General features: G+C 73.6%; 23 protein-coding genes, 1 tRNA gene and 1 pseudogene. 13 read left to right on the top strand and 12 right to left on the bottom strand.

The features are described 5' to 3' along the window. Positions 1-35: 35 nt before the first annotated feature. The 3 genes from ACZ6Q9_RS10320 to mca form a co-directional block, all read right to left on the bottom strand. Positions 36-2,504: a putative bifunctional diguanylate cyclase/phosphodiesterase gene (locus tag ACZ6Q9_RS10320; RefSeq protein WP_396829067.1), complete on the bottom strand. Its 2,469-nt coding sequence runs from the start codon at positions 2,502-2,504 to the stop codon at positions 36-38. A 241-nt stretch (positions 2,505-2,745) separates the two neighbouring features. Beyond that, a complete protein-coding gene (locus tag ACZ6Q9_RS10315) occupies positions 2,746-3,039 on the bottom strand; it encodes a hypothetical protein (RefSeq protein ID WP_396828968.1) in 294 nt (97 codons plus the stop codon). 48 nt (positions 3,040-3,087) lie between these two features. Then, the gene (mca, locus tag ACZ6Q9_RS10310) at positions 3,088-3,969 is read right to left on the bottom strand and encodes a mycothiol conjugate amidase Mca (RefSeq protein WP_393258684.1); all 882 of its coding nucleotides are present in this window, start codon (positions 3,967-3,969) and stop codon (positions 3,088-3,090) included. A 192-nt stretch (positions 3,970-4,161) separates the two neighbouring features. On the opposite strand from mca, the gene ACZ6Q9_RS10305 reads away from it, so the two are divergent. Together ACZ6Q9_RS10305 and greA are read left to right on the top strand one after the other, a co-directional pair. Beyond that, positions 4,162-4,596, top strand: coding sequence for a DUF4307 domain-containing protein (locus tag ACZ6Q9_RS10305; protein ID WP_396828969.1), 435 nt, complete (start codon positions 4,162-4,164; stop codon positions 4,594-4,596). Positions 4,597-4,748: 152 nt separating this feature from the next. Then, positions 4,749-5,246 carry a transcription elongation factor GreA gene (greA, locus tag ACZ6Q9_RS10300; protein ID WP_357462509.1) on the top strand — a complete coding sequence of 166 codons (498 nt, stop codon included), beginning with the start codon at positions 4,749-4,751 and terminating at the stop codon, positions 5,244-5,246. 91 nt (positions 5,247-5,337) lie between these two features. Here greA and ilvA read toward each other — a convergent pair whose 3' ends face one another. The 3 genes from ilvA to ACZ6Q9_RS10285 form a co-directional block, all read right to left on the bottom strand. Beyond that, positions 5,338-6,558, bottom strand: coding sequence for a threonine ammonia-lyase (gene ilvA, locus ACZ6Q9_RS10295; protein ID WP_363708548.1), 1,221 nt, complete (start codon positions 6,556-6,558; stop codon positions 5,338-5,340). Positions 6,559-6,718: 160 nt separating this feature from the next. Beyond that, a complete protein-coding gene (locus ACZ6Q9_RS10290; protein WP_396828970.1) occupies positions 6,719-8,116 on the bottom strand; it encodes an amidase in 1,398 nt (465 codons plus the stop codon). Between the two features lie 15 nt (positions 8,117-8,131). After that, entirely contained in the window at positions 8,132-9,274 is a 1,143-nt protein-coding gene (locus ACZ6Q9_RS10285; RefSeq protein ID WP_363708544.1) for a cystathionine gamma-synthase, read from the bottom strand. Positions 9,275-9,386: 112 nt separating this feature from the next. Here ACZ6Q9_RS10285 and ACZ6Q9_RS10280 point away from each other — a divergent pair, with 112 nt between their 5' ends. The 8 genes from ACZ6Q9_RS10280 (at position 9,387) to ACZ6Q9_RS10245 (ending at position 18,448) form a co-directional block, all read left to right on the top strand. Further along, positions 9,387-9,797 carry an HIT family protein gene (locus ACZ6Q9_RS10280; RefSeq protein WP_393258678.1) on the top strand — a complete coding sequence of 137 codons (411 nt, stop codon included), beginning with the start codon at positions 9,387-9,389 and terminating at the stop codon, positions 9,795-9,797. 208 nt (positions 9,798-10,005) lie between these two features. Beyond that, complete coding sequence (locus ACZ6Q9_RS10275; protein WP_393258676.1) at positions 10,006-10,959, top strand: Fic family protein; 954 nt, start codon at positions 10,006-10,008, stop codon at positions 10,957-10,959. Positions 10,960-11,033: 74 nt separating this feature from the next. Continuing rightward, positions 11,034-11,696 carry a peptide-methionine (S)-S-oxide reductase MsrA gene (msrA, locus tag ACZ6Q9_RS10270; protein WP_393258674.1) on the top strand — a complete coding sequence of 221 codons (663 nt, stop codon included), beginning with the start codon at positions 11,034-11,036 and terminating at the stop codon, positions 11,694-11,696. A 203-nt stretch (positions 11,697-11,899) separates the two neighbouring features. Further along, positions 11,900-13,681 carry an N-acetylglutaminylglutamine amidotransferase gene (locus ACZ6Q9_RS10265; RefSeq protein WP_396828971.1) on the top strand — a complete coding sequence of 594 codons (1,782 nt, stop codon included), beginning with the start codon at positions 11,900-11,902 and terminating at the stop codon, positions 13,679-13,681. 2 nt (positions 13,682-13,683) lie between these two features. Next, positions 13,684-15,495 (top strand): N-acetylglutaminylglutamine synthetase, encoded by a 1,812-nt coding sequence (gene ngg, locus ACZ6Q9_RS10260; RefSeq protein ID WP_396828972.1) that lies wholly within the window; start codon positions 13,684-13,686, stop codon positions 15,493-15,495. Continuing rightward, entirely contained in the window at positions 15,492-16,676 is a 1,185-nt protein-coding gene (locus ACZ6Q9_RS10255) for an osmoprotectant NAGGN system M42 family peptidase (RefSeq protein WP_396828973.1), read from the top strand. The genes ngg and ACZ6Q9_RS10255 overlap by 4 nt, the downstream gene beginning before the upstream one ends. Before the next feature lie 336 nt (positions 16,677-17,012). Continuing rightward, positions 17,013-17,942: a ribonuclease Z gene (locus ACZ6Q9_RS10250; RefSeq protein WP_396828974.1), complete on the top strand. Its 930-nt coding sequence runs from the start codon at positions 17,013-17,015 to the stop codon at positions 17,940-17,942. Beyond that, positions 17,939-18,448, top strand: a complete 510-nt coding sequence (locus ACZ6Q9_RS10245; protein ID WP_396828975.1) for a GNAT family N-acetyltransferase — start codon at positions 17,939-17,941, stop codon at positions 18,446-18,448. The genes ACZ6Q9_RS10250 and ACZ6Q9_RS10245 overlap by 4 nt, the downstream gene beginning before the upstream one ends. A 70-nt stretch (positions 18,449-18,518) precedes the next feature. Here ACZ6Q9_RS10245 and ACZ6Q9_RS10240 read toward each other — a convergent pair whose 3' ends face one another. Together ACZ6Q9_RS10240 and ACZ6Q9_RS10235 are read right to left on the bottom strand one after the other, a co-directional pair. Continuing rightward, on the bottom strand, positions 18,519-19,889 hold the full coding sequence (locus tag ACZ6Q9_RS10240; protein WP_350703322.1) for a cystathionine beta-synthase: 1,371 nt from the start codon (positions 19,887-19,889) through the stop codon (positions 18,519-18,521). 78 nt (positions 19,890-19,967) lie between these two features. After that, positions 19,968-20,324 carry a YkvA family protein gene (locus ACZ6Q9_RS10235; protein ID WP_357462538.1) on the bottom strand — a complete coding sequence of 119 codons (357 nt, stop codon included), beginning with the start codon at positions 20,322-20,324 and terminating at the stop codon, positions 19,968-19,970. 148 nt (positions 20,325-20,472) lie between these two features. Between ACZ6Q9_RS10235 and ACZ6Q9_RS10230 the strand changes: the two are divergent. The 3 genes and pseudogenes from ACZ6Q9_RS10230 to ACZ6Q9_RS10220 form a co-directional block, all read left to right on the top strand. Further along, positions 20,473-21,533: pseudogene (locus ACZ6Q9_RS10230) on the top strand (SGNH/GDSL hydrolase family protein); the annotation flags it as partial. Beyond that, the gene (locus ACZ6Q9_RS10225; protein WP_396829068.1) at positions 21,522-22,325 is read left to right on the top strand and encodes an SGNH/GDSL hydrolase family protein; all 804 of its coding nucleotides are present in this window, start codon (positions 21,522-21,524) and stop codon (positions 22,323-22,325) included. The pseudogene ACZ6Q9_RS10230 and the gene ACZ6Q9_RS10225, both read left to right, overlap by 12 nt. Positions 22,326-22,450: 125 nt before the next feature. Continuing rightward, positions 22,451-23,713 carry an acetyl-CoA C-acetyltransferase gene (locus tag ACZ6Q9_RS10220; protein ID WP_396828976.1) on the top strand — a complete coding sequence of 421 codons (1,263 nt, stop codon included), beginning with the start codon at positions 22,451-22,453 and terminating at the stop codon, positions 23,711-23,713. 43 nt (positions 23,714-23,756) lie between these two features. Here ACZ6Q9_RS10220 and ACZ6Q9_RS10215 read toward each other — a convergent pair whose 3' ends face one another. The 4 genes from ACZ6Q9_RS10215 to ACZ6Q9_RS10200 form a co-directional block, all read right to left on the bottom strand. After that, positions 23,757-24,077 carry a hypothetical protein gene (locus ACZ6Q9_RS10215; protein WP_396828977.1) on the bottom strand — a complete coding sequence of 107 codons (321 nt, stop codon included), beginning with the start codon at positions 24,075-24,077 and terminating at the stop codon, positions 23,757-23,759. Between the two features lie 55 nt (positions 24,078-24,132). Continuing rightward, positions 24,133-24,891, bottom strand: coding sequence for a Bax inhibitor-1/YccA family protein (locus ACZ6Q9_RS10210; protein WP_396828978.1), 759 nt, complete (start codon positions 24,889-24,891; stop codon positions 24,133-24,135). Between the two features lie 151 nt (positions 24,892-25,042). Then, positions 25,043-25,858 carry a Bax inhibitor-1/YccA family protein gene (locus tag ACZ6Q9_RS10205; RefSeq protein WP_393258660.1) on the bottom strand — a complete coding sequence of 272 codons (816 nt, stop codon included), beginning with the start codon at positions 25,856-25,858 and terminating at the stop codon, positions 25,043-25,045. A 111-nt stretch (positions 25,859-25,969) separates the two neighbouring features. Beyond that, positions 25,970-26,050: transfer RNA gene (locus tag ACZ6Q9_RS10200), tRNA-Leu, on the bottom strand. Positions 26,051-26,057 lie beyond the last annotated feature (7 nt).

The raw sequence follows: 26,057 nt of genomic DNA, 5'->3' as shown, positions 1-26,057 counted from the left end.
GCGCCCGCCCGAGCGGTGCGGTGCGCCGGGCCGGGTCAGGAGGCGCCGTCGGCGCGCAGCGGGAAGACGTTCGGCCGGGCCTCGTCGAGCAGGGTGCCCAGCACCGCCCCGATCTTGTCGGCCGGCATCGGCTTGAAGAAGTGGTAACCCTGTGCGGCCGTGCAGCCCAGCTCGGCCAGGGCGGACCGCTGCTCGGCCGTCTCCACGCCCTCGGCGACCACCCGCAGCCCCAGCTCGTGGGCCAGGCCGACGGTCGTCCGCACGATCGCCGCCGCCTCGGGCGAGTCGGCCATCCGGATCACGAAGGAACGGTCCACCTTGAGCTCGTCCACGGCGATCCGGGTGAGGAACGTCAGCGAGGAGAAGCCGGTGCCGAAGTCGTCCACCGCGAGCTGCACGCCCATCGACCGCAGCGTGGTGAGCACCTCGTCGATGACCTCCAGCTCGCTCATCACCACCGTCTCGGTGATCTCCAGGACCAGCCGGTCCGGCGGCACCTCGTGCCGCCGCAGCGCCTCGGCGATCTCGGCGGGCAGGTGGGGGTCGAGCAGGCTGCGCGCCGACAGGTTGACCGAGATCGGCACGTCGACCCCGTCCCGGGCCCAGCCGGCGGCGACGGTGAGCGCCTTGTCCAGCACGTAGCGGGTGAAGCTGCCGAGCTGCTCGCTGTTCTCCACCGGCCGGATGAAGTCGTGCGGGGCGAGCCAGCCCCGGCGCGGGTGCCGCCAGCGGATCAGCGCCTCCACTCCGGTCGGCGCGCCGGTGGCCAGGTCGACCGCGGGCTGCAACGCCAGCACCAGCTGGTCGTCGGCCTTCAGCGCCTCGCGCAGCTCGGCCAGCAGGGCCAGCTGGTCGGTGCTGGCGGCGTCCCTGGTGGAGTCGTACGCGGCGACGCTGCCGCCGCCCTCCTTGGCCTGGTACATCGCGATGTCGGCCCGGCGCAGCAGCTCGGTCAGGTCGGCGGTGCCGGCGTCGGCGACCACCACCCCGACGGAGACCTCGACGGACATCCGGACCCCCGCCACCTCGGTCGGCGCGGCGAGCCGCTCGGCGATCTCGCGGGCCTGCCGCAGCGCGTACGCCATCGCGGCGGCCCGGTCGCCGACCACCGGGACCGACGTCAGCAGCAGGGCGAACTCGTCGCCGCCGAGCCGCGCGAGCAGGTCCCCGGGGCGGGCGAGGGTGCCCAGCCGGTTGGCGGTCAAGCGCAGCAACTGGTCGCCGGCGGCGTGCCCGAGGGTGTCGTTGACCTCCTTGAACTGGTTGATGTCGAGCAGCAGCAGCGCCACCGGATGGTCGTGGGCGAGCTGCCGCAGCGCCTGGTCGCCCTTGCTGAGCATGGCCGACCGGTTCACCAGCCCGGTGAGCTGGTCGTGCACCGCCTCGTACGACGAGCGGGCGGTCACCAGCCGCAGCTCCCGGTGGGTGGCGGCGTCGTGCAGGGCGGCGGCGAGGGCGTCGCCGAACGCGGCCACGGCGTCGCGCTCCCGGGCACTGGGCGGGGCCGAGCGCGGGAAGCGGACCCGCAGCTCGCCCACCCGGGCGGCGCCCACGGTGAGGGTGCGGACCAGCTCGTGCTCCGCCGGGTCGGTCCGGCCCGGCGGCGCGACCTCCCGGTCGACCAGGTGACCACCCGGGTCGCCCCGGTAGCGCCGCCACCGGCCGTCGCCCCGGGCGACGTCGACGTCGACGAGTTCGGCGTTGAACAGCGCCAGGGCCCCGGTCACCGCGGCGGTGGCGACCCCCCGCTCGTCGAGCTGGTTGAGCGCGGCGGTGGCCTCGGCGAAGGCGCGCCAGGTGCGGCGCTCCTGGTCGGCGCGGAGCCGGTGCCGGTAGGTCTGCTGGAGCAGCCAGAGCGGCGGCGGGAGCAGCAGCAGCCAGCGCGCGTCGAGTTCCAGCAGCGCCACCACGACCAGCCCGACGGCGACGTTGCCGACGAACATCAGCAGCTTGCCGCGGAGCGCGGCGAGCAGCGGCGGGGCGACGGGGATGCCGTGCCGGAGCGCCAGGGTGGCCCCGCCCAGCCAGGCGGTCGCGAGCAGGTAGGTGACCGACCCGGCGACCACGGCCAGGGCGAGCCCCGGCGTCGGCGCGGCCAGCAGCGGCCGGCCGAGCGCGGTGGTGACCGAGACGGCCAGCGCGGTGGCGGCGGTCAGCGAGGCCGTGATCCGGACGACCTCAAGCACCGGCCGGCGGTCGCCGAGCAGCGACATCGCCGACCAGGCGAGCCCGGCGCCGAGGAGCGTGGCGGAGGGCAGCCAGCCGGCGGGCGCGAGGTAGAGGCAGATGATCAGCGCGGCCTCGCCCCAGGTGATGCTGACCATTCCGGCGGCGGTGCGGAACCGCAGCCGGGCCAGTTGGGCGACGGCGAACACGACGACGGCGATGCCGAACCGGGCCGGCCCGCCGAGCGCGGCGTCGGCGGGGATGCGCGTCGGCAGGGTCCACCCCACCGCGGCGGCGACCAGGGCGGTCAGCGCGACGGCGGCGGTGAGCAGGAGCAGCCGCGGCGGGGTGCCGCGGTCTTCGAGCCGGTTGGGCGGCTCGCCGGCCTTGCCGGAGGTCACCGATCCCCTCCGCCCACGGGCCGATCGCCGGTACGCCGGGCGGCCGCTGCTGTGGTGGTCATCGGCGCCCCCTTCCGCGCACGGCTCGGGAACTCTTGGTCCCCCGGCGGAAGGCTAAGGCAAACCCGGTGGCCGCAACAGGGGGCGACGACCCGGTTCGACGTGAATCATGCGTGGATTACCCGTTGCGGCGCTGCTGACGCCCCTTGGGGGCGTCCGAGGATGAATCCTGCGCCGGCGTCCCGTCTGTCGGATCGACGACCGCCGCGTCCGCCCGGTGCGCGTCGACGGTTGGCCCCTGCTGGGGGAACCGGTCGGGCAGCCGGCGCAGCCGGGCGTTCATGTTGCGGATCAGCAGGATGGTCGCCGTCGCCAGGACCAGGATGAGGAAGAGGCCCATCGGCCCCGCCAGGCCACCCGAACGGGTGTCCCCGAAGTTGTTCTGGGCGAGCACCTGTGCAGCGGTCAGCATGGCGTTCCTCCGGTGTGCGGTTGGTGACCAGCGTAGCCGCCCACCGGATCAGCGGGCATGGACCGTCTCGCGCACCCCGGCGAAGAGGTCGGACTCGGGCAGCGGGCTGTCGACCAACGAGCGGACCAGCTCGAAGTCCTCCGTCGGCCAGGCGCGCCGCTGCACCTCCATCGGCACGTGGAACCAGAAGCCGTCCGGGTCGATCTGGGTGGCGTGGGCCCGCAGCGCGTCGTCGCGGACCGGGAAGTAGTCGGCGCACTCCACGCGGGTGGTGATCCGGGGGCCCTTGTCGGGCCGGTCCTCCCAGCGGGTGAGCCACTCCTCGTAGGGCGACTCCCGGCCGGTGGCGAGGATCGCCTCGTGCAGGGCCATGATCTTGCCCTTCGAGAAGCCGATGTCGTAGTAGAGCTTGAGCGGCTGCCACGGCTCGCCCAGCTCCGGGTAGCGCTCCGGATCACCGGCGGCGTCGAAGGCCGCCACGCTGATCTTGTGCGTCATGATGTGGTCGGGGTGCGGGTAGCCGCCCTCCTCGTCGTACGTGGTGACGACGTGTGGGCGGAACTGGCGCATCAGCCGCACCAGCGGGCCGGCCGCCACCTCGACGTCCTGGAGGGCGAAGCAGCCCTCCGGCAGCGGCGGCAGCGGGTCGCCCTCGGGCAGACCGGAGTCGACGAAGCCGAGCCACGCCTGCTCGACGCCGAGGATGGCCCGCGCGGCGTCCATCTCGCTCCGGCGGATCTCGGCGATGTTGGCCCAGACGTCGGGCCGGTCCATCTTCGGGTTGAGCACGCTGCCGCGCTCCCCGCCGGTGCACGTGACAACCAGGACGTCGACCCCCTCGGCCACGTACTTCGCGGTGGTCGCGGCGCCCTTGCTCGACTCGTCGTCAGGGTGTGCGTGGACGGCCATCAGTCGCAGTCGCTCTGCCAACGTCGGCGCTCCTCGTCTCTGGCGGCCGGCGGACCCCCCGCGGGACCGCCCGGCTGATCTGCCGGCATCCTCCCCCCGCACCGGGACCTGACGGTGCCGACGTGTCATTCTTGACGACGGGACGGGCTGGGAAGATGGAACTCTGCCATTCTTGCCGATGCCGCCGACAACAACGCCAGGAGATACCCGCCGGTGACCGAGACGCACGCCACACTTCCGCCGGGCGCGCCGGCCTTCCCGCCCGGCCGGTACGGCCGCCGCCGGGAACCCGGCCGCCGCCGGCCGCTGCTGGCGGCGCTGCTCGTGATCGCCCTCGTCGCGGTCCTGATCCTGGTCACGGTCCGGCTCTACCGGCAGTACGGCGACCCGAACTACGACGCCCAGGTGATCACCTACACCGGCATCACCGACAGCCAGGTGCTGGTCGACTTCCGGGTCACCGTGCCCGAGGGCGGATCGGCGGTGTGCCTGCTGCGCGCCCGGGACCGTGCCGGCGCCGAGGTGGCCAAGGAAAAGGTCACGGTGACCGCCCGGCCGGGCCAGCGGCAGGTGACGACGCAGCACCGGCTGGTCACCAGTGCCCGCCCCTTCATCGGCGAGGTGGTGCGCTGCCGGCCCCCGGCCTGAGCAGCCACGACGCGGGCCGGACGCGCCGGCACAGGCGACACGGCGGCGCCGGACGGGGTGCCGCCGGTGATCGTCGACACCCCCGTGTCGTACCGCACTGGTAGCTTGGAGGTTCACCTGTCAGCCAGCACGCACATCTGAGGAGACCGCCTGTGTCCACTGGCAACGAGGCGCCCGCCACCTGGCTGTCCCAGGACGCATACGACCGGCTCCAGGCCGAGCTCGACGAGCTGATCGCCAACCGGCCGGTCATCGCCGCCGAGATCAACGCCCGGCGCGAGGAGGGCGACCTGCGGGAGAACGGCGGCTACCACGCGGCCCGCGAGGAGCAGGGCAAGGCCGAGGGGCGCATCCTCTACCTGAAGGAGCTGCTCCGCACCGCGCAGGTCGGCGAGGCGCCGACCGCCGACGTGGTGTCCCCCGGCATGGTCGTCACGATCTACTTCGACGACGACAAGGACGACACCGAGACGTTCCTGCTCGGCTCCCGGGAGATCGCGTCGACCACCGACCTGACGGTCTACAGCCCGGAGTCGGCGCTGGGCAAGGCGATCCTCGGCGGCCGGGCCGGTCAGACCTGCACCTACACGGCCCCCAGCGGCGCCGACATCAAGGTGACCGTGGTCGGTTTCGAGCCGTTCTCCGGCTGATCCGCACCGCCCGGCACTCGCCCGCCGCCACCGGGCGGTGAGAGCCGGGCGACGCTCCGCACACCCCGCTGAGGCGTGACACCGACCGGTGTCACGCCTCAGCCGCGAAGACCACCTGGTAGCCGCTGGCCCGCAACGCGCTGATCAGCGTGTCGGAGTGCTCGACGCCCCGGGTCTCCACCGACAGCGCCACCTCCACCTCGCCCAGACGCAGGCGCGGGTTGGCCCGCTGGTGCTCCACGTCCACCACGTTCGCCCGGTGCTCGGCGATCTCGCTGAGCAGCGAGGCGAGCTGCCCCGGGCGGTCCGTGCAGCGCACGGTCACCCGCAGGTAGCGGCCGGCCGCGGCGAGGCCGTGCTCGATCACCCGGAGCATCAGCAGCGGGTCGATGTTGCCGCCGGAGAGCACCGCCACGACCGGCGGCTCCACCTCGACCGCGCCCGCCAGCAGCGCCGCCACGCCCACCGCGCCGGCCGGCTCCACCACCTGCTTGCCGCGCTCCAGCAGCATCAGCAGCGCCCGGGAGATGTCCTCCTCGGAGACCGTGACGATCTCGTCGACCAGCTTGCGGACGTGGGTGAAGGTGATCTCCCCCGGCCGGCCGACGGCGATGCCGTCCGCGATCGTGCTGAACGACGGGAGGCGTACCGGCTCGCCGGCCACCAGGGAGGGCGGGAAGGCTGCCGCGCTGGCCGCCTGCACGCCGATGACGCGCACGTCGGGCCGCAACGCCTTGGCGGCCACCGCCATGCCGGAGACCAGCCCACCGCCGCCCACCCCGGTGACGATCGTCCTGACCTCGGGGCACTGTTCGAGGATCTCCAGGGCCACCGTGCCCTGGCCGGCGATCACGTCCCGGTGGTCGAACGGGTGGATGAGCGTCGCCCCGGTCCGCTCGGCGAAGGTCTGCGCCGCGACCAGGGACTCGTCGACGGTGTTGCCGACGAGTTCGACCTGGGCGCCGTACCCCTTGGTGGCGGCGACCTTCGGCAGCGGCGCGTTCACCGGCATGAAGACCGTGGCGTGGGTGCCGACGAGGCCGGCGGCGAGCGCCACCCCCTGGGCGTGGTTGCCGGCACTCGCCGCGACCACGCCGTTGGCCCGCTCCGCCTCGGACAGTCGGGAGATCCGCACGTACGCGCCGCGCACCTTGTACGAGCCGGCGCGCTGCAGGTTCTCGCACTTGAGCCACGTCGGCCCGCCCAGCGCCGCGCTGAGCGGCCGGGAGGGCTCCAGCGGGGTCGTCCGGGTGACGCCCGCGAGCAGTTCCCGCGCGGCGCGTACGTCGGCGAGACCGACCAGTTCCGTCATGCCCTGATCGTGCCACCCGCCGCCCCCGCCGCCTGCACCGACGCCCGCACCGGAACCATCCGCGATCTTGCACCTTGGGCCCGCGAAGCGCGCCGTTCATCCCCATTTGCCGGGGCGGAAACCGCAAGATCGCGGAGACCTGGCGGGGGTGGGGGTGGGGTTAGACGGTGGCGGGGGTGCGGGGGTAGGTGGGGGCGTGGCGGGACCAGGGGGCCTGCATCTCGAACTGGCCGGCGACGCCGAGCAGCAGCAACTCGGAGCCGGGCGGGCCGATCAGCTGCACGCCGACCGGCAGCCCGTCGGGACGGCGGCCGACCGGCACCACGAGGGCGGGCAGGCCGGCGATGTTCCACGGCGCGGCGAACGGGGCGTACCGGATGTTGGCCAGCATGTTGGCCCGCCAGGAGCGGCCGGACCAGCCGGCGGCCTCCGGCGGCACGGTGGCCAGGGCCGGGGTGAGCAGCAGGTCGACCGAGTGGTCGGCGAAGAAGCCGATCGAGCGCTCGCGCCAGGCGGCCCGGTCGGCCTCCCGGACGTACCCCCGCCGCTGCGCCCACTCGCCGAGGGCGACGTGCCGGCGGCTGCGCCGCTGGAGGCCGCGCCGGTCCAGCCCGGCGGCGCGCACGTCGGCGGCCGCCGCGGCGAACCAGGTCGCGATCCCCTGCAGGCCCAGCGCGGTCGGGTAGACCGGATCGGCCGGCACCGTGTCGTGACCGGCGGCGGCGAGCAGCCGGCCGGCGGCGGCGACCGCGTCCCGGTTGGGCTGGTCGGGGTGCACGCCCCGCACCGGCGAACGGAGCGAGACGCCCACCCGCAGCCGCTGCGGCGGGACCAGCGTCTCCGGGCGGCGGCCGGCCAGCACGGAGAAGCCGACGGCCGCGTCGGCGACCGTGCTGGTGAGCATGCCGTGCTCCGTGAGGCCGAACCAGTCCTCCGCGCCGAGCTGGCACGGGACCACGCCCCGCCCCGGCTTGAGCCCGACCAGGCCGCAGCAGGCCGCCGGGATGCGGATCGAGCCGAGGCCGTCGTTGCCGTGGGCGATCGGCACCAGCCCGGCGGCGACCGCGGCGGCCGCGCCGCCCGAGGAGCCGCCGGGGGTACGCCCGGCGTCCCAGGGGTTGCGGGTGACCGCGGTCTCGTCGTCGGTGATCCCCCAGAGGCCCAGCTCCGGCATCCGGGTCACCCCGAGGATCACCGCGCCGGCGCCGCGCAGCCGACGGACCACCTCGTGGTCGGCCTCGGCGACGGGCGTACGGACCGCGGCCGACCCGTTCCAGGTGGGCAGGCCGGCGACCGGGGTGTTCTCCTTGACCGCCACCGGCACCCCGGCCAGCGGCAGGTTGGCCAGGTCCTCCTGCTCGTCGACCTTCTCCGCCTCGGTGATCGCCTCCCCGCCGCGTACCGTGCGGAACGCGGCGAGGTCGGCGTCGACCCGGGCGATGTGGTCGAGGTGGTCCGCGACGACCTGGGTGGCCGTGACGTCGCCCCGGCGTACGCCCCGGGCGATCTGCTTGGCGGTCGCCCCCACCCAGGTCGGCATGATGTCCTGCACGGCCACCCTCCCAGCCAGCGGTCAGCCCAGCGCCTGCTCCAGATCGGCGAGCAGGTCGTCGACCGTCTCGATGCCGACAGACAGTCGCACGAGATCGCCGGGAACTTCAAGCGGCGAGCCGGCAGCACTTGCGTGTGTCATCCGGCCCGGGTGCTCGATCAGGGATTCCACGCCGCCCAGCGACTCGGCGAGGACGAACAGCTTCGCCCGGTTGCAGATCTCCACGGCGTGCTCCTCGCCGCCGGCGGCCCGGAACGAGATCATGCCGCCGAACCGGCGCATCTGCTTCGCGGCGACCTCGTGGCCGGGGTGCGAGGGCAGTCCCGGGTAGATGACCTGACCGACCTTGGCGTGCCCGTCCAGGTAGGCCGCGATCCGCTCGGCGTTGTCACAGTGCCGGTCCATGCGTACACCGAGCGTCTTGATGCCGCGCAGGGTGAGCCACGCGTCGAAGGGGCCGTTGATCGCGCCCATCGCGTTCTGGTGGTAGCGCAGTTCCTCCCCGAGCCCGGCGTCGGCCGCGACCAGCGCGCCACCGACCACGTCGGAGTGACCGCCGACGTACTTGGTGGTGGAGTGCACCACCACGTCCGCGCCGTGCGCAATCGGCTGCTGGAGATACGGCGAGGCGAAGGTGTTGTCGACCACCAGCAGGGCGCCCGCGTCGTGCGCGACCCCGGCCAGCGCGGCGATGTCGGCGATGCCGAGCAGCGGGTTGGTGGGCGTCTCCACCCAGACGATCCTCGTCCGGCCCGGCTCGACGGCGGCCCGGATCGCGTCCGGGTCGGAGACCCGCGCCGGGGTGTAGTCCAGCCCCCAGCGCTCGGCGACCCGGGCGAAGAGCCGGTACGTGCCGCCGTACGCGTCGTCGGGGATCACCACGTGGTCGCCCGGCTTGCAGACGGTGCGCAGCAGGGTGTCCTCGGCGGCCAGTCCGCTGGCGAAGGCGAGGCCGACCGACCCGCCCTCCAGCGCGGCGAGGCACTCCTGGAGCGCGTCGCGGGTCGGGTTGCCGGAGCGGCTGTACTCGTAGCCCAGCCGGGGCGCGCCGACGGCGTCCTGGGCGTACGTGCTGGTCTGGTAGATCGGAGGGATCACCGCGCCGGTGCGGGCTTCCGGGTCCTGACCGGCGTGGATGGCGAGCGTCTCGAAGCCGTGACTCATTCCCGTGAGGCTAGTCGCCGGGGCCGCGGGAGGCGTCACAACCCGCACCCGATGGATCACCCGGCTCTGCCACCGCACGGCCGCCCTTCCCGGCGGCGGTTACCCTGCCCGGGTGAGCGGGTGCGTGTTCTGCGGGATCGTGGCGGGCGAGGTGCCGGCGTTCCGGGTCGCCGACGAGCCGGACGGGGTGGCGTTCCTGGACACCCGGCCGGTCTTCAAGGGGCACGTGCTGGTGGTGCCGCGCACCCACCTGGTCACCCTGGCCGACCTGCCCGCCGAGGGGCTGGCCGGCTACTTCGGCCTGGTCCGGCGGCTCGCGTTGGCGGTGGAGACCGGTCTGGGGGCCGGCGGCACGTTCGTGGCGATGAACAACAAGGTGTCCCAGTCGGTCCCGCACCTGCACACCCACGTGGTGCCCCGGACGAAGGGCGACGGGCTGCGCGGCTTCTTCTGGCCCCGCACCCGCTACGCCGACGACGCCGAGGCCCAGGCGTACGCCACCCGGATCTCCGCCGCCCGCTGAGGCTGGCGACTGAGGACAACGTGGGCAGGGCCCACCGCCCCTACTGAGGGACCCGGGGCGCCTTTTGTTCGTTCGGATTTCTCCGGCCAGGGCGAACAAAGTCAGGTCAATCTGTTCGGTAGAATAATTTTTCCTCAGCCGAACAACCGTGGGAGCGGCGAGCATGGCGGGACCCGGTCGACCATCTCGGGCAACGGTGCACCGGCGTTTGGAAGAGGCGGTCCTCGAGTTGCGAGAGCGCCTGGGTGGCCTGCCGTCGCCGGACGAGGCGGAAGACATCTGGTCGGACATCTGGCATCAGGAAGCCCACAACAGCACGGCCATCGAAGGCAACACGCTCGTGCTGCAGGAGGTCGAGAAGCTCCTCGACGAGGGCCGCGCGGTCGGCGCCAAGCCACTTCGGGACTACATGGAGGTCCGGGGCTACGCCGACGCCGCGAGGTGGGTCTACGGTCAGGCACTGGCACCAGGCGATTGGCAGGACGGCCAACTCCTGTCCGTACAGGAGGTCCGGCACGTCCATTACCTTGCGATGACACCGGTCTGGACGGTAGCGCCACACCCGCATGCGCTCGACTCAGAGGCTCCGGGCAACTTCCGGCGGCACGAGATCGCTCGCTTCCCCGGCGGCATGAAGCCCCCGCCGTGGCCGGAGGTGGATTCGCGGATGCGCACGTGGACCGACGATGTCAACAGGTTGCGCGAGGACAGCGACACGCCCCTCGCGGAACGCCTCGCCGTCCTCCACAACACCTTCGAGGTGGTTCACCCCTTCCTGGACGGGAATGGGCGTGCGGGACGGCTCCTGCTCAGCCTCCTGCTGGGCAGGCTCGGCTATCCGCCGGCGATCATCTACAAACGCGACCGGGACAGCTATCTCAGGGCAATGCGCAAGGCCGACGCCGGGGAACCGGGGCCTCTCGGCGAACTCATCGCGCGCAGCGTCACGACCAATCTGTACCGCTTCGTCATGCCCGCCGTCGCCGGCCCCGTGAAGCTGCTGCCGCTGCCAGCGCTCGCCACCGCGGACCTCACGCAGGACGCCCTGCGGGTCGCCGCCGCCCGCGGGCGCCTCAGGGCGGTGAAGGGAGACGACGGCGTCTGGCGGAGCAGCCGGAAGTGGGTCACTGAATACGCCAGGACGAGGTACCGCCGGGCCTGAGTGGCGGCGGGGCGGGTAAGGAAGGCGGGTCCGGCGGTGTTGCACGCTGGGAGAGGTACGAGAGGAGTCCCACCGTGTTCCTGCGCCGTATGAAGGCCGAGCTGCCCACCCCCGACCAGGCCCTGCCGGGTCGTCTGATCGCGATGCCCGTCGCGGACCGGCACGAGGTGCTGGGCACCCCCCTCAAGGGTCCGTTCCCGGAGGGCTCGCAGGTGGCCGTGTTCGGCATGGGCTGTTTCTGGGGCGCCGAGCGGCTGTTCTGGACCCTGCCCGGCGTGCTCACCACGTCGGCCGGCTACGCGGGCGGCATCACGCCGAACCCGACGTACGAGGAGGTGTGCTCGGGCATGACAGGGCACGCCGAGGTGGTCCAGGTGGTCTACGACCCCAGCACGATCAGCTACGAGGACCTGCTCAAGGTCTTCTGGGAGAACCACGACCCGACCCAGGGCATGCGCCAGGGCAACGACGTGGGCACCCAGTACCGGTCGACGATCTACGCCACCACCGACGAGCAGCTCGCCACCGCGCAGGCGTCGCGGGACGCGTTCGCGCCGATCGTGGCGCGCGCCGGCAAGGGCGAGATCACCACGGAGATCGACCGGCTCGGCGCCTACTACCTCGCCGAGGATCATCACCAGCAGTACCTCGCACCCACGAAGAACCCGAACGGGTACTGCAACCACGGCCCGAACGGGCTGAGCTGCCCGGTGGGCATCGCCCGCACCGCCGGCTGAGCCCGCGCGACGCCCGCGAACGGGTCTGCGGTGTTTGTCACACCGCAGGCCCGTTTCCAATCAGGCACCGGGCGATGCCGGGCGGGAAAACTCCGGCCGGCCCGGGGGCTTGACACGCGAAGGCGCGCATCCTAGCAACCGCCCACTCCCCCGACATCAGCTCAACGGGCGAACCGCACCGGCCTCTGGCAGCATTGCCTCGCATGTGCGGACTTGCGGGAGAGTTCCGCCGTGACGGCTCGCGCGCCGACGTGTCGGCGGTGGAGCGCATGGCGGCCACGATGAGCGACCGGGGGCCCGACGACAGCGGCGTCTGGGCCCAGGGCCCGACGGCCCTCGGACACCGACGACTGAAGATCATCGACCTCTCCGCCGCGAGCGGGCAGCCGCTGGTCGACCCGGACGCGGGGCTGACCGGAGTCTTCAACGGGTGCGTCTACAACTACCGCGAGCTGCGCGAGGAGCTCCAGGCCAAGGGCCACCGCTTCTTCTCCTTCGGCGACAGCGAGGTCGTGCTCAAGGCGTACGCGGAGTGGGGGCCCGACTTCGTCGACCACCTGGTCGGCATGTTCGCCGTGGCGATCAGCGAGCGGGACACCGGCCGGCTGGTGCTGGCCCGGGACCGGCTCGGCATCAAGCCGCTCTACGTGGCCGAGACGCCGGGCGTGGTGCGCTTCGCCAGCACCCTGCCCGCGCTGCTGGCCGGCGGCGGGATCGACACGACCATCGACCCGGTCGCGCTCGCGCACTACCTGAGCTTCCACAGCATCGTGCCGCCGCCACGCACCATCCTGCGCGGCGTCGCCAAGCTGCCCCCGGCGACCGTACGGGTCTACGAGGCCGACGGCACCTCCGAGCGGGTCTACTGGGACCCGGCCTTCACCCGCGCCGCCGAGCGGGCCGGCTGGTCCGAGAAGGACTGGCAGGACGCCCTGCTCGAGTCGCTGACCACCGCCGTGCGCCGGCGGATGGTCGCCGACGTGCCGGTCGGCGTGCTGCTCTCCGGTGGCCTGGACTCCAGCCTGGTGGTCGCCCTGCTCGCCGGCGAGGGCCAGCGCGGGCTCTCCACCTTCTCCATCGGCTTCGACTCCGTCGGCGGCCGGGAGGGTGACGAGTTCCGCTACTCGGACCTCGTCGCGAAGACGTTCGACACCGACCACCACCAGATCCGGGTGGCCGCCGCCGACCTGGTGCCGCCGCTGGAAGCGGCCGTCGCCGCGATGTCCGAGCCGATGGTCAGCCACGACTGCGTGGCGTTCTACCTGCTCAGCGAGGTGGTGTCGCAGCACGTCAAGGTGGTCCAGTCCGGCCAGGGCGCGGACGAGATCCTCGGCGGCTACCACTGGTATCCGCCGCTCGCCCGCGTCGGCCGGGACCAGGCGCTCGACACGTACGCCCGGGCGTTCCTCGACCGGGACGCGGCCGGGCTGGCCCAGGTGCTGAACCCGGCCTGGCTGGCCGACGGCGACCCGGCCCGGGAGTTCGTGGCCGCGCACCTCGGCCGGGCCGGCGCCCAGACCGCGGTCGACGCCGGGCTGCGGATCGACACCCAGGTCATGCTGACCGACGACCCGGTCAAGCGGGTGGACAACATGACCATGGCGCACGGGCTGGAGGCCCGGGTGCCGTTCCTCGACCACGAGTTCGTCGAACTGGCCGCGAGCTGCCCGCCGGAACTCAAGCTGGCGCAGGGCGGCAAGGGGGTGCTCAAGGAGATCGGCCGCCGGGTGCTGCCGCACGAGGTCATCGACCGGCCGAAGGGCTACTTCCCGGTCCCCGGCCTCACCCACCTGGAGGGCAAGCTCCTCGACCGGGTACGCGACGCGCTCTCCGCGCCCGAGGCCCGCCGCCGCGACCTGTTCCGCGCCGACTACGTCGACGCGCTGCTCGCCGACCCGAACGCCGAACTGACCCCGCTGAACGGAAACAAGCTGTGGCAACTCGGACTCCTGGAAATGTGGCTCCAGAGCCACGGAATCGACTGACCGTGACCGACACCCTGGCGACCGGCACGGCCCGGTCCGACCGGTTCCGTGGCGGCCGGCGACGGGAGCGGGTCGGGCCCGGCGGCGACCCGATGGCCCCGGGCACACCGGAGACGCCCGCCCGCGAGGGCGACACCGACGTGGTGCTGGACTGCGGCTGGGGCCGGCTCGTCTTCGGGCAGACCTTCGCCGACCAGGCCGCCGTCGCCGCCGTGCTGCGTTCCGAGGCCGCCGGCTCCCGGGACATCTGCATCTACCTGCGCGACCCGCACGTGCTGGTGTCCCGGCTGCCCGACGAGCTGTTCATCGACCCGTCGCTGACCTACCGGCTGCCGCTGGACGGCGACCGGCCGGCCGACGACGACGTCCCGGGGCTGGCGATCCGCCCGCTGGCCGACGCCGCCGACGCGGACGCGGTGAACCGGATCTACGCCCGCAACGGCATGGTCACCGCCCCGGTCGACGTGCTCGTCGCCAACGCCCGCACCGACCGCTTCCTGCACCTGGTCGCCGAGGACGCCACCGGCGAGGTCGTCGGCACCATCACCGGCGTCGACCACGTCGCGGTCTTCGACGACCCGGACAACGGGGCCAGCCTGTGGTGCCTCACCGTCGACTTCAACACGGCGCCGCCCGGCACCGGCCAGGCCCTGATCACCGCGCTGGCCGCCCGGCTGGTCGCGCGCGGCCGGGCGTACGTGGACCTGTCCGTGCTCGCGGAGAACGCCGGGGCGATCCGGCTCTACGAGCGACTCGGCTTCTACCGGACGTCGACGCTCTGCGTGAAGCGGAAGAACCCGATCAACGAGCGGCTCTTCCTGCCCGCCACGCCCGAGGGGTACGACCAGCTCAACCCGTACGCGACGATCGTCGCCGACGAGGCGATGCGCCGCGGCATCCGGGTGGAGGTGACCGACCCGGCCTGGGGCGAGCTGCGGCTGACCAGCGGCGGGCGCACCGTCCGGACCCGCGAGTCGCTGTCGGAGCTGACCTCGGCGGTGGCGATGAGCCGCTGCGACGACAAGCGGGTGACCCGCCGGATCCTCGCCGAGGCGGGCCTGTCGGTGCCGCGCGGGCGGACCGCCACGGGCGACGACGGCGACGCGGCCTTCCTCGCCGAGGCCGGCCGGGTGGTGGTCAAGCCGGCGCGGGGCGAGCAGGGCAACGGCATCACGGTGGGCGTACGCACCCCCGAGGCGCTGGCCGCCGCCGTCGAACTGGCCGCCCGGTTCTGCCCGGACGTGCTGATCGAGGAGATGCGTGCCGGCGAGGACCTGCGGGTGGTCGTCATCGACCACGAGGTGGTGGCCGCCGCGGTCCGTCGGCCCGCCTCGATCACCGGCGACGGGGTGCACGACATCGCCGAGCTGATCGAGCGACAGAGCCGCCGCCGGGCCGCCGCCACGGGCGGCGAGTCCACGATCCCGATCGACGACATGACCCGGGACGTGCTGGCCGAGGTCGGCCACGAGCTGCACGACGTGCTGCCCGAGGGGCAGGTGCTGGCCGTACGCAAGACCGCCAACCTGCACACCGGCGGCACCATCCACGACGTCACCGCCGAGCTGCACCCGGCGATCGCCGAGGCGTGCGTGACGGCCAGCCGCGCGCTGGACATCCCGGTCACCGGGCTGGACCTGCTGGTCGAAGCGCCGGACGGGCCCGAGCACGTCTTCATCGAGGCCAACGAGCGGCCCGGCCTGGCCAACCACGAGCCGCAGCCGACCGCCGAGCGCTTCGTCGACCTGCTCTTCCCGGGCACCCGCGCGCCGCAGCGGCTCTGGTCCCCGGTCGGCCCGGGAGGCGCCGCGTGAGCCCGAGACCTCTGGAGATCGACCTGGACTACCTGCGCCAGGTGCTGGTGGAGCTGCTGGAGGTCCCGAGCCCGTCCGGGCGTACGGACCACGTGCAGCAGTACGTGGGCGAGCGGCTCTCCGCGCTCGGCATCGGCTCCACGCTGACCCGGCGCGGCGCGCTGAGCGCCTTCCTGCCCGGCCCCCGCTCCACCGGCGCCGACCGGGCGATCGTGGTGCACACCGACACCATCGGCGGCATGGTCAAGCGGCTGAAGGAGAACGGCCGGCTGGAGCTGAAGCCGATCGGCACGCACAGCGCCCGGTTCGCCGAGGGCGCGCACGTGCGGATCTTCACCGACGACCTGGACCGGGTGATCACCGGGCAGGTGCTCCCCCTGAAGGCCAGCGGGCACCGCTACAACGAGGCCGTCGACTCCCAGGGCATCGGCTGGGAGCAGGTCGAGGTGCGGGTCGACGAGCCGGTCGACGACATCGCCGGCCTGCGCGCGCTGGGCATCGACGCCGGTGACTTCGTCGCGTTCCTGCCGAACCCGACGGTCACCCCCTCCGGGTACGTCAAGTCCCGACACCTGGACGACAAGGCGGGCGTGGCGGCGGTGCTGACCGCGTTCAAGGCGATGGTCGACGCCGGCGTACGCCCGGCGGTCACCGCGCACCTGCTGGTCACCGTGACGGAGGAGATCGGGCACGGGGCCAGCCACGGGCTGGACCCGGACGTCGCGGAGATCGTCTCCGTGGACGCGGCGGTGGTCGCCCCCGGCCAGCAGTCCCGGGAGGACGCGGCCACCCTGGCGATGGGCGACGGCGTCGGGCCGTTCGACTACCACCTGACCCGCAACCTGGCCTCGATCGCCGCCGAGCACGGGGTGCGCCTGGTCCGGGACGTCTTCGACTACTACCGCTCGGACGTGGCGGCGGCGGTGGAGGCCGGGGCGCACGCCCGGGTGGCCCTGCTCGGCTTCGGCGTGGACGCCACCCACGGGCACGAGCGCACCCACCTCGACGGGCTGCGCCAGCTCACCCAACTGCTCTGCCTCTACCTCCAGAGCGACCTGGTCTTCCCCGAGTGGGACGCCGAGCCGGAGGGCGACCTGGCCGACTTCCCGTCGCTGGCCGTGCAGCCGGCCAGCGAGGAGGGCCCCCGCGAGGGACCCATCGGCATCACGGAAACCCCCTGAACGTATTCCCCGGGGGCCTGTGATCGAAATCCGTTGCCGCCGGCCCGGCCGCTGGATAGCGTGGCCGTACACGGGAAAGGAGGTGGTCCAGACTTGTATAGCAATCGGACTCGTGAGGTGGCTGTCCGCTAGCCGCTGTCCTCGACAGTAAACTCGTCCGCCGCGAGGCGGGCACAGGCACCATCGTCGAGACCGTGTGGCAGCGGTGCGGCGAATCCACGACAGCCACCCGACCCCCGGGGTGCCGGCCCAGTCCAGCCGGCCCGCGCGCGAGCGCGGAAGCCCGGGGGTCGACCCTTTTCCGGGCCGGGTGGTCGACGCAGCCGGAGGTCAACCGTGTCGATGCGCGAGCTGGTGGTGCTCGGAACGGCCAGCCAGGCCCCGACCCGGCAGCGCAACCACAACGGGTACGTGCTGCGCTGGGACGACGAGGTGATCCTCTTCGACCCGGGCGAGGGCAGCCAGCGGCAGCTCCTGCACTCCACGGTCACCGCCACCGACCTGACCCGGATCTGCGTCACCCACTTCCACGGCGACCACTGCCTCGGCCTGCCCGGCACCATCCAGCGGCTCTCGCTGGACCGGGTGCCGCACCCGGTGGCGGTGCACTTCCCGGCCGGCGGCGCGGAATACTTCGCCCGGCTGCGGCACGCCAGCTCCTTCCACGAGACCGCCGAGCTGCGCGTCGAGCCGATCGAGGCCGACGGGCAGCGGATCACCCTGGGCGTCGGCACGCTAGAGGCCCGCCGGCTGCGGCACCCGATCGAGACGTACGGCTACCGGCTCGTCGAGCCGGACGGCTGCCGGATGCTGCCGGAGAAGCTGGCCGCGTACGGCATCGCCGGGCCGGCCGTCGGCGAGCTGAACCGGGTCGGCCACCTCGACCTCGACGGGCGCCGCGTCACCCGGGAGGAGGTGAGCGTGCCCCGGCCCGGGCAGCGGTTCGCGTTCGTGATGGACACCGGGCTCTGCGACGGGGTCTACGCCCTCGCCGAGCACGCCGACCTGCTGGTCATCGAGTCGACCTTCCTCGACTCGGAGGCCGCGCTCGCCGCCGAGGTCGGCCACCTCACGGCGGGCCAGGCCGCGCGGGTGGCGGCCGAGTCGGGCGTACGCCGGCTCGTGCTCACCCACTTCTCGCAGCGGTACGCGGACGCGGCCCGCTTCGCCGACGAGGCCCGCGCGCACTTCGACGGCGACCTGGTGATCGCCGAGGACCTGACCACCGTGCAGGTCCCGCCCCGGCGGGTAGCCTCGGCCGGGTGACGGTCACCCTCCGCCCCGCCACCGCGGCCGACCTGATGCCGGTCGGCGCCCTGCACCAGCGGTCCCGGGTCGCGGCGTACGCGTCGTTCGTCCCGCCCGAGGCGCTGGCCGAGCCGGGACCGGAGGCGATGGGGCGGTACTGGGCCGAGCGGTGGGGGTGGGAGCGCGACGACCACCGGATGACCGTCGCCGAACGCGACGGCCGGCTGGTCGGCTTCAGCTACCTCGGCCCCGACGACGAGGGCGACCCGGCGACGGGGCTGCTCAACGCCCTCCACCTCGACCCGGCCGAGCGCGGCCGGGGCACCGGGCGGGCCCTCATGGTCGACGCGCTGGACGCCATGCGCTCGCGCGGCTGGTCGCGGGCGGTGCTGTGGGTGCTGGCGTCGAACGCGCACGCCCGGCGCTTCTACGAGCGCGGCGGCTGGGTACGCACCGGCACCGCACGGGACGAGCACCTCGGCCCGGTGGTCGTGCCCCAACTCCGGTACGACCGACCGCTCTGACCGCCGTCTGCGTGTAAGGAAGGGCCCCTTGTTAACGCATAGCGTTAACAAGGGGCCCTTCCTTACACCGTCAGCGGGCGCCGAGGTGGGCGAGCAGGTCCTGCCGGGTGAGGACACCCTTCGGCTTGCCGTCGACCAGCACCAGGGCGGCGTCGGACTTCTCCAGCAGGCCGACCGCCTCGCTCACCGGCTGCCCGCCGCCGATCATCGGCAGCGGCTCGGCCATGTGCCGCTCGATCGTGTCGTGCAGGTGCGCCTGGCCGGTGAACAGCGCGTCGAGCAGGTCCTTCTCGGCGATCGAGCCGGCCACCTCGCCGGTCACCACCGGGGGCTCGGCCTTGAGCACCGGTAGCTGCGAGACGCCGTACTCGCGCATGTAGTCGATCGCGTCGCGGACCGTCTCGGTCGGGTGGACGTGCACCAGCTCGGGCAGGCCGCCCGGCTTGTTGGCCAGCGCGTCGGCGACCGTCGGCTCCGTGCCGGAGTTGTCCAGGAAGCCGTACCGGGCCATCCAGGTGTCGTTGAAGATCTTCGACAGGTAGCCCTTGCCGCTGTCCGGCAGCAGCACCACGACCACGTCGTCCGGGCCGGCCTTGCGGGCCACCTCCAGGGCGGCCACCACGGCCATGCCGCAGGAGCCGCCGACCAGCAGGCCCTCCTCGCGGGCCAGCCGCCGGGTCATCTCGAACGACGCCTTGTCGGAGACCTCGATGATCTCGTCGGCGAGGCCCCGGTCGTACGTCTCCGGCCAGAAGTCCTCGCCGACGCCCTCGACCAGGTACGGCCGGCCGGTGCCGCCCGAGTAGACCGAGCCCTCCGGGTCGGCGCCGATGACCTTGACCCGGCCCTCCGACGCCTCCTTCAGGTAGCGGCCGATGCCGGAGATGGTGCCGCCGGTGCCGACGCCCGCCACGAAGTGGGTGAGCCCGCCCCCGGTCTGCTCCCACAGCTCCGGGCCGGTGGTCTCGTAGTGCGAGCGCGGGTTGGCCGGGTTGCTGTACTGGTTGGGCTTCCAGGCGCCGGGGATCTCCCGGGCCAGCCGGTCGGAGACGTTGTAGTAGGAGCGCGGGTCCTCCGGCGCCACGGCGGTCGGGCAGACCACCACCTCCGCGCCGTACGCCCGCAGCACGTCCTGCTTGTCCTGGCTGACCTTGTCGGGGCAGACGAAGACGCACTTGTAGCCCTTGAGCTGGGCCACCAGGGCCAGGCCGACGCCCGTGTTGCCGCTGGTCGGCTCGACGATCGTGCCGCCGGGCTGGAGGATGCCCGCCTTCTCCGCGTCCTCCACCATCCGCAGCGCGATCCGGTCCTTCACCGACCCGCCCGGGTTGAGGTACTCCACCTTCGCCAGCACGGTGGCCTGGATGCCGGCCGTGACGTTGCGCAGCCGTACCAGCGGGGTGTTGCCGATCAGCTCGACGACGTTGTCGTAGTACCGCACCTCGTTGTTGCCCTTCTCCTCCGGCGCCGCCGGCGGCGGCCGGGCAGACGTTTTCTCGACGCCTCAGGGTACGTCGGCTCAGGACACCACGTGCCCGGGGATCACGGAGCTGCGGCGGGCCTCCCACTCCAGGAACCGCTCGGTCTCGGCGAGCACGCTGCCGGCCAGCCAGGTCACCATGACCGCGTCGTCGGCCAGCCCGAAGATCGCCAGCGGGATCTCCGGCAGCAGGTCGATCGGCGAGACGATGTACGCCGTCGCGGCGGTCATCAGGGCCAGCCGCAGGCCACCGTCGTACTCCCCCCGGGTGGTCGCCCGGATCATCCGGGGCAGCGCCGCGAGCCGCGCCCCGAGTGACGGCCCGCCCCGCGACCCCGCCGCGAGCGCCCTCGCCAGCGCGCTGAACGCGGCGCTCCGCTTCAATGTCTTCCCCATGTTCGGCCCCTCTCCGCGTGCCAGGGTGACGTGCCGGCGCAACTGTCGCCCGGTCACCGGAACAGGTACCCAGGACGGTCGTCTTCCAGCCATCCGCGAGCCGACACGACGACGGCGGCGTGTCGTTCCGGCGCGATAATGTCGCTGCATGGGGGTCGTTGGTTCCGCTGTCCCGGTTGGTTCGCGCTGGCAACGCGCTCGGCAGATCGCCCGCCTGGCGGCGATCGGCACGGGTGCCACGGCGGCCGCCGCGGTGGCGACCGGCGGCGTGCTCCTCGGGCAGGCCCGGCAGGCCCGCCGCACGATCCCGATGGCCGAGGCGCCGCCGCCCCGCTGCGACGGGGTCTACGGCGCGAAGCTGCCCGGCCCACCGGTCACCATGGTCGTGCTGGGCGACTCGTCGGCCGCCGGCTACGGCGTGCACCGCCGCCGGGAGACGCCGGGCGCCCTGCTCGCCACCGGCCTGTCCCGCCGCCTCCAGCGGCCCGTCCGGCTGCACCGGTTCGCGGTGGTCGGCGCCATCTCGGCCGTGCTGAAGCACCAGGTGGAGGCGGCGCTGGAGTGCGGGCCCGACGTCGCCGTGATCCTGATCGGCGGCAACGACGTGACCAACCGCACGCCGCCCGGCCTGGCGGTGCGCTATCTGGTCGAGGCCGTCCGCACGCTGCGCGCCGCCGGCTGCGAGGTGGTCGTCGGCACCTGCCCCGACCTGGGCGCGATCCGCCCGATCCAGCCGCCGCTGCGCTGGCTGGCCCGGCGCTGGAGCCGGCAGCTCGCCGCCGCCCAGACGGTGGCCGTGGTCGAGGCCGGCGGCTGGACGGTCTCCCTCGGTGACCTGCTCGGCCCCCGGTTCACCGCCGAGCCGACCCGGATGTTCGCCTGGGACCGGTTCCACCCCTCGGCGGAGGGCTACGCCGTGGCCGCCGCCGCGCTGTTGCCGACCGTGCTGTCCGCGCTGGGCGCCGGGCAGGAGCGGCGCACCACCCCGGCCCGGGGCGAGGGCGTACGCTCGCTCCCCGCGGCCGCCCAGGAGGCCGCTCGACACGCGGGCACCGAGGTCAGCGGCACCCAGGTGCGGGGGCGCGACCGCGGCCCCGCCGGTCGGTGGGCGCAGCTGCGCCGACGGGCCTTCTTCGGTGTCGGCGCGGTGCCGCAACCCGGCCCCGCCGCCGACTCACCCACTCTGGAGGGACTGGCATGAGCGAACGCTTCATCCCCTCGGGGCTCGCCGGTCGACTGGGTCGGGCCGCGGCACTCTCCCTGGTCGCCGGCACGGTCGGCGGCGCCGCCGTCCTCGCCGGTCAGGCCTTCGTCGCCCGGCACCGCCACTACGCCCAGCCGGAGCTCGGGCTGGCGCTGCGCGCCACGGTCGGGCGGGCCGGCGCCCCGCCGGTGCGGCTGGTGCTGCTCGGCGACTCGTCCGCCCTCGGCGTCGGGGTCGAACGCCTCGACGACACCATCGGCGGCCAGCTGGCCAACCTGCTCGCCGAGGGCCCGAACGGCCGGCAGGTGCACCTGTCCAGCGTCGGCGTCTCCGGCTCCCGCTCGACCGACCTCGCCACCCAGGTGGCCCGGGCGCTGCTCGGCGAGCGCCCCGACGTGGCGGTGATCCTGATCGGTGCCAACGACGCCACCACCCTGCGTCGGCCGGCGGAGGCCGCCGCCTACCTCGCGGCGGCCGTGCACCGGCTCCGCGAGGCCCGGGTGGAGGTGGTCGTCGGCACCTGCCCCGACCTCGGCGCCGTACGCGCGATCGCGCCGCCGCTGCGGCACCTGGTCGGCTGGTCCGGGCGGCGGGTCGCCCGCGCGCAGACGGCGGCGGTGCTCGACGCCGGGGGCACGGTGGTCGACCTGGCCACCGAGACGGGTCCGGTGTTCCGCGCCGACGCGGGCACCCTGTGCCACGACGGCTACCACCCCTCCGCCGACGGCTACCGGGTCTGGGCGCACGCCCTGCTGCCCGCCGTCGCGGCGGCCGCCGCGGTCGCGTCCCGCCGCTGACCCGCCGGCCGCCGCGGTCGCGTCCCGCCGCTGGCCCGCCGGGCGTCGCGCCCCCGCCGGACGTGACATTTCCCGGTCGGCCGCCAGCTTCCGCGCGAAGTTACCGACGGGTTAACGTTGGCTCCATGCCGACTGAGTCGTCCCGCGACGCCGTCATCGTCGCCACCGCCCGCTCCCCCATCGGCCGGGCGCACAAGGGGTCCCTGCGCGACGTCCGCCCGGACGACCTCGCCGCGACCATCGTGCGGGCCGCCCTGGACAAGGTCCCCCAGCTCGACCCGACCGAGATCGACGACCTCTACCTGGGCTGCGGCCTGCCCGGCGGCGAGCAGGGCTTCAACATGGCCCGGGTCGTCGCCACCCTGATGGGCCTGGACACCCTGCCCGGCGCGACCCTCACCCGCTACTGCGCGTCCTCGCTGCAGACCACCCGGATGGCGATGCACGCGATCCGGGCCGGCGAGGGCGACGTCTTCATCTCCGCCGGCGTGGAGACCGTCTCCCGGTACGCCCGCGGCAACTCCGACGGCCTCCCGCCCGAGGCGCAGGCGCTGGTCGGCGGCGGCTGGGAGAACCCGCGCTTCGCGGCGGCGGCCGAGCGCTCGAAGGCCCGCGCCCAGGGCGGCGCGCCGGTCTGGACCGACCCGCGCGAGGCGGGCGAGCTGCCGGACATCTACCTGACCATGGGGCAGACCGCCGAGAACCTGGCCCAGGTCCACGACGTGACCCGCGCCGACATGGACGAGGTCGGCGTACGCAGCCAGAACCTCGCCGAGAAGGCCATCGCCGACGGCTTCTGGGCCCGGGAGATCACCCCGGTCACCACGCCGGACGGCACGGTGGTCGGCACCGACGACGGCCCCCGGCCCGGGGTCACCCTGGAGGCGGTCTCCGGCCTGAAGCCGGTGTTCCGCCCGGACGGCCGGATCACCGCCGGCAACTGCTGCCCGCTCAACGACGGCGCGGCCGCCGTGGTGGTCATGAGCGCCCAGAAGGCGAAGGACCTCGGGATCACCCCGCTGGCCCGGATCGTCTCCACCGGCGTGACCGCCCTGTCGCCGGAGATCATGGGCCTCGGCCCGGTCGAGGCCACCCGGCAGGCACTCGAGCGGGCCGGCATGACCATCGACGACGTCGACCTGGTGGAGATCAACGAGGCGTTCGCCGCCCAGGTGATCCCCTCGTACCGCCAGCTCGACATCCCGCTGGAGAAGCTGAACGTGATGGGCGGCGCCATCGCCGTCGGGCACCCGTTCGGCATGACCGGCGCGCGGATCACCGGCACCCTGCTCAACGCCCTCGACTGGCACGACAGGACCATCGGCCTGGAGACCATGTGCGTCGGCGGCGGCCAGGGCATGGCCATGGTGATCGAGCGCCTGAGCTGACCCCGGAGCCCGGCCCGGCGGGCCGGGACCGGGAGGAGAACGCCTAGAGCGCTTCGCGGGTCGCCGTCACCTCGGCGGCGGCCCGCGCCAGCGCCCGGGGCGGCGGGGCCGCGGCGACCATGTCGGCGGCCACCACCCGGAGCTGGTCGGGCAGCGCGAGGTCGTTGTCGAGCCGGGGCACCACCCGCCGGGGCTCGCCCGCGGCGTCGGCGGCCAGGTTGGCGACCTCCTGCACCAGCCGGTGCACCAGGTCGGCACGCGACACGTTGCCGCCGGCGGCCGTGGCCGACCAGCGCGGCTGCTGCCAGTGCCCGACCTGACGGACCAGCAGGTCCACCGCCCGGCTCAGCTCCCCTGCGCTCACCGCCCGAGTCTACGGACCCACCCTGCCGGGCGCGGGCGGGCGGGTGGAGGCCGGGTCAGCGGCGCAGGTAGCCGAGCAGGCGCAGGAACTGCCAGTAGAGGAAGACCAGGCCGGTCAGCAGGCCGAACGCGCAGAGCCAGGCGTAGCGGCGGGGCAGGCCGTCGCGTACCGAGCGCTCGACCAGGTCGAAGTCGAGGACGAAGCTGAACGCGCCGGCGACGATCGCCACCACCGAGAAGGCGTACGGCAACCAGCCGACCTCGCCGGTCAGTCCGTAGACCGCCAGCCCCTGCCGGCCGGAGACCAGGTACGCCAGCAGGTTGACCACGCTGAGCACGACGATCCCGAACAGCGTGCCGACGACCAGCCGGGCCAGCCGAGGCGTGGCCCGGACGAGGCGGGCCCGGTAGAGCAGCGCCATGCCGAGGAAGACCCCGAAGGTGCCCGTGACCGCCTGGACGACGACGCCCGGGTGGACCAGCTCGAAGGCCCGGCTGGCCACCCCGAGCAGCAGCCCCTGGAGCAGGGCGTAGCCGACCATCGGCACCGGGTTGGTGATGCCGCGCCAGGAGATGACCACGACCAGCGCGATCCCGGCCAGCGCGGTGCCGGCCAGCGCGGCGGGGAGCCACGCCGCCGGCGGCACGAGCACCCAGGCCGCGGCGCCGGTGGCCCCGGTGAGCAGCAGCAGCCCGACCGTACGGGCCACGACGTCGTCGACGGTCATCGCCTCCGGGTCGCCGGCGCCCAGCACCCGGCTCTGCACCCGGACGGTCTCGTCGAACCGGGTGAGCACCGGGTTGCTGCTGCGCACGTCGCCTCCCTGCTCGGCGTACCCCCACGCAGTCACTCTGCCCCCGGCGGCCGGGCGGCGGCGCGAAACGCCGGGACCGGCGCGGATGCGGAAACGACGGCGCCCGCCCCCGCGGCAGCGGGGACGGGCTCCGGTCGGTCGCGGACGACGGTCAGTCGTCGCCCTGGAAGTAGCTCAGCAGGCGCAGGATCTCGATGTAGAGCCAGACCAGGCTCACCAGGATGCCGAAGGCGGCGACCCAGGAGTAGCGCTGCGGCAGGCCCATCCGGACGCCGTCCTCGATCTCCTTGAAGCTGAGCACGAAGCTCAGCGAGGCGACCACGATGCAGACCAGGCTGAAGCCGATCGCCAGCGGGCTGCCGTCACGCAGGCCGGTGTTGATGTCGAAGAGCGCGAGCACGAGGTTGATCATCATGACGGCGAAGAGGCCCGCCATCACGGCGATCATGCCCTTGACGAACTTCGGGGTCGCCCGGATGACCTTCGCCTTGTAGAGCATCGCCATCACGAAGAAGACGCCGAAGGTGGCGGTCACCGCCTGGAGCACGATGCCGTCGTAGAGCGAGTCGAAGAACTTGCTCACCATGCCGACGAAGACGCCCTCGACGACGGCGTACGCGACCACCAGCGCCGGGTTCGCCATCCGGGAGAACGAGATGATCAGGCCGAGCACCAGGCCGACCACCGCCGCGCCGATCCAGGCGGCACCGAGCAGGGCGTCCGGCACCAGCACCCAGGCGGCCGCGGCGGAGACGCCGAGGATGCCGAGGAGGGTGACGGTCTTGACCACCACGTCGTCGACCGACATGGTGTTGACGGCCGGCGGAGCCGCCGGGTAGCCGGCCTCCGTCGGGTACTGCTGGGGGTAGCCGGGCTGTCCATAGGGCCCGGTCGGGGCGTACCCGGCGGAACGCTCCCGCTCGGCCGCCTGGCCGAGCCGGGCGAGCACCGGGTTCGAAGTCTTCACTGTCAGGCCTCCCTCAGGGGGTCGTTGCACGTGAACGTGCCCCTCAAGAGTAAACGCCCAGGGCAGCCGCGTGGTGATCGCCAAGCTGAGCGGATGCTGAGAGTGGTGGGGTGCCCGGGGCGGGGGTCGAACCCGCACGCCTTGCGGCAGCCGCTTTTAAGGCGGCCGTGTCTGCCGTTCCACCACCCGGGCGGGTGAC

The organism is Micromonospora sp. NPDC049139, from assembly GCF_055586845.1.
The sequence above is the reverse complement of the archived record's forward strand: the minus strand, read 5'-3'. Positions and strand labels throughout refer to the sequence as shown.